6 protein-coding genes are annotated in these 7,096 nt (G+C 69.9%); 2 read left to right on the forward strand and 4 right to left on the reverse strand.

The window, feature by feature from the left end; genetic code table 11:
- Positions 1-149: 149 nt before the first annotated feature.
- Positions 150-1,196: a nitronate monooxygenase gene (locus tag ABD289_RS15070; RefSeq protein WP_344131992.1), complete on the reverse strand. Its 1,047-nt coding sequence runs from the start codon at positions 1,194-1,196 to the stop codon at positions 150-152.
- Positions 1,197-1,421: 225 nt separating this feature from the next.
- Entirely contained in the window at positions 1,422-2,735 is a 1,314-nt protein-coding gene (gene aceA, locus ABD289_RS15075; RefSeq protein ID WP_344131995.1) for an isocitrate lyase, read from the reverse strand.
- Between the two features lie 116 nt (positions 2,736-2,851).
- Between aceA and ABD289_RS15080 the strand changes: the two genes are divergently transcribed.
- On the forward strand, positions 2,852-4,318 hold the full coding sequence (locus ABD289_RS15080) for a helix-turn-helix domain-containing protein (RefSeq protein WP_344131998.1): 1,467 nt from the start codon (positions 2,852-2,854) through the stop codon (positions 4,316-4,318).
- Positions 4,319-4,373: 55 nt separating this feature from the next.
- Here the strand turns inward: ABD289_RS15080 and ABD289_RS15085 are convergent, their stop codons facing one another.
- Positions 4,374-5,153: an SDR family NAD(P)-dependent oxidoreductase gene (locus ABD289_RS15085; RefSeq protein ID WP_344132001.1), complete on the reverse strand. Its 780-nt coding sequence runs from the start codon at positions 5,151-5,153 to the stop codon at positions 4,374-4,376.
- A 143-nt stretch (positions 5,154-5,296) separates the two neighbouring features.
- Between ABD289_RS15085 and ABD289_RS15090 the strand changes: the two genes are divergently transcribed.
- Positions 5,297-5,941: a TetR/AcrR family transcriptional regulator gene (locus ABD289_RS15090; RefSeq protein ID WP_344132004.1), complete on the forward strand. Its 645-nt coding sequence runs from the start codon at positions 5,297-5,299 to the stop codon at positions 5,939-5,941.
- Positions 5,942-5,976: 35 nt separating this feature from the next.
- Here the strand turns inward: ABD289_RS15090 and ABD289_RS15095 are convergent, their stop codons facing one another.
- Positions 5,977-6,867, reverse strand: a complete 891-nt coding sequence (locus ABD289_RS15095; RefSeq protein WP_344132007.1) for a LysR family transcriptional regulator — start codon at positions 6,865-6,867, stop codon at positions 5,977-5,979.
- Positions 6,868-7,096: the final 229 nt, after the last annotated feature.

Here is a 7,096-nt window from a genome sequence, read left to right on the forward strand (position 1 = left end):
GCGCAGAACGCGCTCCTGCCAGCAGCCGGGCGCGTCGACCGACGAACCGGTCCAGGGGGCGCGGGCGGAGCAACGAGGTCGCGAGACCCTCGATCGCGCCGAGTCCAGCGCGACCAACTGGACCGCTCAGATCCTCCGCGAACCGCCGGTCATAGGCGTTCGGCGCTCGCGCGCAAGGCTTCGCGGGCCTCTCGGCGCAGGACGTCGACCAGTTCGGCGGCGGGCATCGGACGTGCTTGCGCGTAGGTCTGGCCAGCCCACAGCGACATGACTTCCGCGTCGGACGCCCTCGCCGCGGCGCCGCGCACCGGTTTGGTCATGTTGTTGACCTGCGGATAGGCGGCCGGGGCGCCGCGGTTCTCCGCGAGGAAGCGGTTGACCAGCCCGCGCGCCGGACGGCCGCTGAACGCCCTGGTGATCTCGGTGTTTCGCCCACCCGCGATGATCTCGTTGCGATGCGCCGGTTGGGTGCCCGCTTCGTCGCAGACCAGGAACGCGGTGCCCAGCTGCGCGGCGACGGCACCGGCGCTGAGCACGGCGGCCACGTCCGCCCCGCGCACCAGCCCGCCCGCGGCGATCACCGGGACGTCCACCGCCTCCCGAACCGAGCTGATCGCGGCCAGCAGCCCCAGCAGCGGACCTCCTGCGGGGTCGTCCGGGTCGTCGTGCAACGTCGCCCGGTGCCCACCGGCCTCCATGCCCTGCACGCAGACCGCGTCGGCACCGACGCTCGCCGCCAGCCGCGCCTCCTCCGGCGTGGTCACGGTCACGACCACCTCGGTGCCGACCACGTGCAGCTGTTCCACCGTGGACTCCTCCGGGAGCCCGAAGGTGAACGACACGACCGGGACCGGGTCCGCGAACAACCGGCCGAGCTTGGCCGCGTACCCGTCGTCGTCCCACTCCGCCGGCCCCGGCTCGACCCCGAGCCGCGCGGAAGCCTCGGCCACCCGCGCGCGGTACTCGTCGAGCGCGACGTCCCGGCGCCGCCCGGGCACGAACAGGTTCACCCCGAAGGGCTCGGAGGTGAGCGACCGGGCCCGGGCGATCTGCTCGGCCAGCTTGTCGCCGGAGAGGTAGCCCCCGGCCAGGAAACCCAGCCCGCCGGCGCCGCTCACGGCAGCGGCCAGCTCCGGAGTGCTCCCACCCCCGGCCATCGGCGCTGCCACCACAGGAACCCGTCGCCCGAAGATCATGTCTCGACGCTAACCCTTCTCGTGACGCCGACGCAGTATCGGCAAGACCACACCGGCGGTCGCCGCGCGCGAACGCGGCGGCGCACCAACGAGAAAGCGGGCGGGAACCCAACGCCATAAGGTTCCCGCCCGCTCGCACCATTGCGATTTTTCCGACACCCCGCCACAGGGCCGCTTGGTGCGTTCTCGGGGTGGCCCGGAGGCCACCGGTCATTCAGTTGGTTCTCAGTGGAACTGCGCGGTCTCCGTGGAGCCGGCCAGCGCCGTGGTCGAGGCGTTCGGGTCGATCGCGGTGCTGATCGCGTCGAAGTAACCGGTACCGGCCTCGCGCTGGTGGCGAGTCGCGGTGTAGCCGCGGTCCTCCGAACCGAACTCCTTCTCCTGCAGGTCGACGTAAGCGGACATGCCGTCGGAGGCGTAGCCCTTGGCCAGGTCGAACATGCTGTAGTTCAGCGCGTGGAAGCCCGCCAGGGTGATGAACTGGAACTTGTAGCCCATGTGGCCGAGCTCGCGCTGGAACTTGGCGATGGTGCTGTCGTCCAGGTTCTTCTTCCAGTTGAACGACGGCGAGCAGTTGTAGGCCAGCATCTGGTCCGGGAACTCGGACTTGACCGCCTCGGCGAACTTGCGGGCCATCTCGAGGTCCGGCGTACCGGTCTCCATCCAGATCAGGTCCGCGTGCGGGGCGTACGCCTTGGCGCGGGCGATGCACGGCTCGATGCCGTTCTGCACCTTGTAGAAGCCCTCGGCGGTGCGCTCACCGGTGATGAACGGCTTGTCGCGGTCGTCGACGTCGCTGGTCAGCAGCGTCGCGGCCTCGGCGTCGGTGCGGGCGATGACCAGCGACGGAACGCCTGCGACGTCGGCGGCGAGCCGGGCGGCGTTGAGCGTCTTGACGTGCTGCTGGGTGGGGATGAGCACCTTGCCACCCAGGTGACCGCACTTCTTCTCGGAGGCCAGCTGGTCCTCCCAGTGCACACCGGCGGCACCCGCGTTGATCATGCCCTTCATCAGCTCGTAGGCGTTGAGCACACCGCCGAAGCCGGCCTCGGCGTCGGCGACGATCGGGGCGAGCCAGTGGGTGTCGGTGCCCTCGACGGTCTCCGAGTCCGGGTCCAGGGCCTCCGCCCAGTTGACCTGGTCGGCGCGCTTGAGGGCGTTGTTGATCCGGCGCACGACGGCCGGGACCGAGTTGGCCGGGTACAGCGACTGGTCGGGGTAGGTCTCGCCGCCCAGGTTGGCGTCGGCGGCGACCTGCCAGCCGGACAGGTAGATCGCCTTGAGGCCGGCGCGGACCTGCTGCACGGCCTGGTTACCGGTCAGGGCGCCCAGCGAGTTGATGTAGTCGGTCTCGTGGAGCAGCTTCCACAGCCGCTCCGCACCCATGCGGGCGAGGGTGTTCTCCTCCTGCACCGAACCGCGCAGCCGGATGACGTCCTCGGCCGTGTGAGTGCGCTCGATGCCCTTCCACCGGGGATCGGTGTCCCACTCGCGCTGCAGCTCCTCGGCGGCCTTCTTCGCCTGCTCACGGATGCTCATGTTTTCCCCCTCCGGGATCACTGGCGGCCTGTTGGAATCAACTGTGCACCCTTGCAAGCGAAACGTGGACGGATTTTCGAGGTAATTTTTCGAGTTTTTCTGCTAGGATCAACGCCATGACGGAGTTCGCCAGCGAAGAAGACCGTAGTTTTTCTACGGAGCACGACCTTCTGGTCTTTGGCCAGCGGCTTCGGCACTTGCGCCGAGCCGCCGGACTCACCCTCGTCGAGCTCGGCGAGCGCGTCGGGAGAGCGCCGTCACAGCTGTCGCTGCTGGAGAACGGCCACCGCGAACCGAAGCTCTCGCTGCTGCGGTCGCTGGCCGAGGCGCTGGGGACTTCGGTCGACGAGCTGCTGTCGAAGAAGGCCCCGAACCGGCGCGCCGAGCTGGAGATCGCGGTGGAGAAGGCGCAGCTCGACCCGGTGTACCAGCAGCTGTCGCTGCCCCCGCTCAAGGTCGGCAAGCGGCTGCCCACCGAGGCCCTGGAGCACGTGCAAGCGCTCTACGAGGAGATCAAGCGGCGCGAGACCAAGCAGGTCGCCACCCCGGAGGAGGCCCGCAAGGCCAACGCCGAGCTGCGTTGGATGATGCGCGAGCACGGCAACTACTTCGCGGAGATCGAGCGGGAGGCCGGCAAGCTGCTGGAGCGGGTCGGCTACCAGGGCGGCCCGCTGTCGGAAGGCCTGATCCAGTCCATCGCCACCCACCTGGGCTACGGCCTGCGGTTCGTCACCGACCTGCCGCGCTCGGTGCGATCGGTGACCGACCTGAAGAACAACCGGATCTTCCTGCGACGGGAGTCGCTGGGCATGCACAGCCCGCGCACGATCCTGCTGCAGACCCTGGGGCACCTGACGATGGGCCACCGGCAGCCGCGCGACTTCGCCGACTTCCTGCGCCAGCGGGTCGAGGCCAACTACTTCGCGGCGGCGGTGCTGGTACCGGAGAAGGCGGCCGTGCCGTTCCTGCAGGAGGCCAAGGCCGACCGGGATCTGGCGGTCGAGGACCTGCGGGACGTCTTCTCGGTGTCCTACGAGATGGCCGCGCACCGGTTCACCAACCTGGCCACCCGCTACCTGGACCTGGTCTGCCACTTCGTGCGCAACGACGAGACCGGCATCATCCACAAGGCCTACGAGAACGACGGACTGGTCTTCCCCACCGACCCGACCGGTGCGATCGAGGGGCAGCGGATGTGCCGGTACTGGGCGGGGCGGCAGGTCTTCGGCTCGGCCGACCGGTACTCGACCTACTACCAGTACACCGACAAGCCGGGCGCCACCCACTGGTGCGTCGCGCACGTCGACCCGAGCCGCGGCCGGGACTTCGCGATCACCCTGGGCGTGCCCTACACCGAGTCGCGCTGGTTCCGGGGCCGCGACACCACCAACCACTCCAAGTCGGGCTGCCCGAACGGCGAGTGCTGCCAGCGCCCGCCCGCCGAGCTGGCCAACCGCTGGGAAGGCATGGTCTGGCCGTCGGCCCGCGCCCACTCGCACGTCCTCGCGGCGCTGCCCGCCGACACCTTCCCCGGCGTGGACGAGGCCGACGTCTACGCCTTCGTGGAAGCCCACCAGGGGTGAGAAGCGTCCACGAGTCGTGGTGCGGGCCAGTCGTCCCGCCCGGCGCCCGGGCCGCTCATGCGGTCTCGGCCTGAAGTGCGGGCCCGAGGAGGAGACCACCGTCGATGACGTGCTCCGACCCCGTGATGAACGAGGCGTCCGATGACGCGAGGAACAGCAGCAGCCGGGTGACGTCGGTCGGCTCTCCAAGTCGGGGGATGGCGTACGGCTCGGGTGAGTAGAAGTCGGCGATCGCCGCGGTGGCGCCGGCTGCTGGTTCTTGGATGAAGGGGGTCGCGATCACGCCGGGGTGGATGGCGTTCACGCGGATGTGGTCCCGGCCGAGCTCGAGCGCTGCCGTTCGGGTGAGACCTCGCACGGCCCACTTGCTGGCGACGTACGGCGCGTAGTGCGCCGTACCGCCCAGCCCCATCGTCGAGGCGATGTTGACGATCGCGCCCCCTCTTGCGCGGCGCAGAACGGGGGCGGCGGTCTTGATGCCGAGGAAGGTCCCCGTGAGGTTGGTGTCGAGGATGCGCGTCCAGGTGGCCTGGTCGGTCTCCTCGATCGACGCCGGCGGGTTCTGGACGCCCGCGTTGTTGACGAGCACGTTCAGGGCGCCGAAGGCGCTCTCGGCGGCCCGCACAGCGGCGGACCACGAGCTCTCGTCGGTGACGTCGAGACGGGTGAAGCGAGCGCGAGCCCCGAGCGCGTCAGCAAGAGCGGCGCCGCGTTCGGCGTCGATGCCGCCGATCACCACGTTCGCTCCCTCAGCGTGAAAGGCGCGCACGTGGCTCGATCCCTGGCCACCGGCCCCACCGGTCACGAGCACGGTCTGGTCCTCGAAGCGGTGCATCAGATGTTCCTTCGGTGCGTGGGTGACTGACCGGGATCATCGGTGATGAACGGCGGGCAGTGGTGAGCCGAGCGACTCACCACTGTCCGACACTAGGCCGGCAGCAGTGGTGAGTCAAGCCACTCACCTCGTATGCTCGACCCATGAGCAAGGTCGTGACGACGTATCACCAGCGCATCGCCCAGGAGAAGCGCGCGCTGATCTTGACGGCCGCGACCGCGCTGTTCCTCGAGCTGGGCTACGACCGGACGTCGCTGGCGCGGATCGCGGAGCGCTCAGGCGTTTCGCGAGCCACCTTGTTCAAGCAGTTTCCGAGCAAGGCCGCCCTGTTCGACGCCATGGTCACCGAGGCCTGGTCGACCGCGGACGAAGAGGATCCTCCGCCGGCGGGCAACATCGTTGACGGGCTCACCACCATCGGTCGCCGCTACGCCGAGCTGCTGAGCCGCTCCCAGATGACCGACCTGTTCCGAATCGTCATCGCCGAGCTGCCGCGTTTCCCGGAACTCGCCGACGCGCAGTTCTCGCACGGGAAGATGCCCTACTTCGAGTCCGTGCGCGGCTACCTGCTGGCCGAGCACGAGGCGGGAACGGTGCGCGTCGAAGACGTGGACCTCGCAGCGACCCAGTTCCTGGGCATGATCTCCAACTACGTCTTCTGGCCGGCACTCCTGGTGCCGGGCTGGGAAGTGAGCGCCGAACGCGTCGCTCAGGTGGTCGACGAGGCCGTCCGCACCATCGCCGCCCGGTACGCCGCGACCGGACCAGGGTCCTCGACCGTCGACTGAGCCCCGGGGCGGGAACGCCCCAAGAGCCGCAGAACCTACGAGCGCTTGCGGCGGTCGGCGAACTTCTCGGTCATCGCGACGAACTGGGCCGCCGCGGGCGACAACGGGCCCGGGCGCCAGAAGAGGATTCCGCGGCGGACCACCCTCGGGCGCAGCGGGAGCACCACGGCGCCGCGCGCCGCGGCGTCCCGCGCCAGCGACCGGGGCAGCAGGGTCGCGCCCGCCCCCGCCATCACCAGCGGGACGATCATCGCCTGGTGCGCGGTGTCCACCGCGAACACCGGCGGGGAATCACGACTCCCGACGGTGTCCTCGATGACCGCGCGGGTCGCCGTGCCCGGCGGGGTGGCGATCCAATCCATCGTGGACAGCTCGGAGGCGCTGAGCCGCTGCTGGCCCGGGGCCGACCCGGGCGGCAGAACGGCGAAGATCTCGTGGCCGCGCAGCACCACGCTCTCCAGCTCGCCGACCGGCTGCTCGGCGTCGACCAGGCCCAGCTCGCACTCACCGGTGCGCACCGCCGAGGTGACGTCGGTGCCCAGCTCGGGATCGGCCACCCGCACGGCGACGTCCGGGTGCTCGCGCAGGAACCCCCCGATCAGCTCGGCGAGCGGGTCCACCGCCAGCGTCGTCTGCGCGACCACGTCCAACCGGCCCGCCGAGAGCCCCAGCACCTGCCGCACCGAGGCCGAGGCGGTGCTGAGGTCGCGCATCACCTGCCGAGCGGGTTCGACCAGGGCGTCGCCTGCCGCGGTCAGCACAACACCGTGCGGGATCCGGTGAAAGACCTTGCCGCCCAGCTGCTTCTCCAGGTTGCCGATCGCGTGCGACAGCGACGGCTGGGAGATGTGCAGCGCCTGCGCAGCGGCCGTGAAGCTGCCGTGCTCGACGATCGCCAGGAAGTACTCCAGTTCCCGCCGATCCATCCGACCCTCCACTCACGACAAAAACCCGCCCGCCCGGAATACACCAGACGGACGGGATACTGCCACGCGGGCTACCCGGGTGGTGCTTCGCGTGCGAAGACCACCCGGGTTCCGCAGCCCCGCACCGCGGGGCGAGTCAATCCCGAGGACGCGGGGACTCACTCATGAGCGGTGCGGAAGGCCTCCTGAGCGTCCGCGTCGGAGCACTGGTCGTCGTCGAGATCGACCC

Source organism: Saccharopolyspora halophila, from assembly GCF_039531955.1.
Classification (GTDB): domain Bacteria; phylum Actinomycetota; class Actinomycetes; order Mycobacteriales; family Pseudonocardiaceae; genus Saccharopolyspora; species Saccharopolyspora halophila.

What these genes read in the sequence shown, in the direction of transcription:
- ABD289_RS15085 (WP_344132001.1), bottom strand. Translation starts at nt 5,153, where the DNA reads ATGCACCGCTTCGAGGACCAGACCGTGCTCGTGACCGGTGGGGCCGGT.
- ABD289_RS15080 (WP_344131998.1), top strand. Translation starts at nt 2,852, where the DNA reads ATGACGGAGTTCGCCAGCGAAGAAGACCGTAGTTTTTCTACGGAGCAC.
- ABD289_RS15095 (WP_344132007.1), bottom strand. Translation starts at nt 6,867, where the DNA reads ATGGATCGGCGGGAACTGGAGTACTTCCTGGCGATCGTCGAGCACGGC.
- ABD289_RS15070 (WP_344131992.1), bottom strand. Translation starts at nt 1,196, where the DNA reads ATGATCTTCGGGCGACGGGTTCCTGTGGTGGCAGCGCCGATGGCCGGG.
- aceA (WP_344131995.1), bottom strand. Translation starts at nt 2,735, where the DNA reads ATGAGCATCCGTGAGCAGGCGAAGAAGGCCGCCGAGGAGCTGCAGCGC.
- ABD289_RS15090 (WP_344132004.1), top strand. Translation starts at nt 5,297, where the DNA reads ATGAGCAAGGTCGTGACGACGTATCACCAGCGCATCGCCCAGGAGAAG.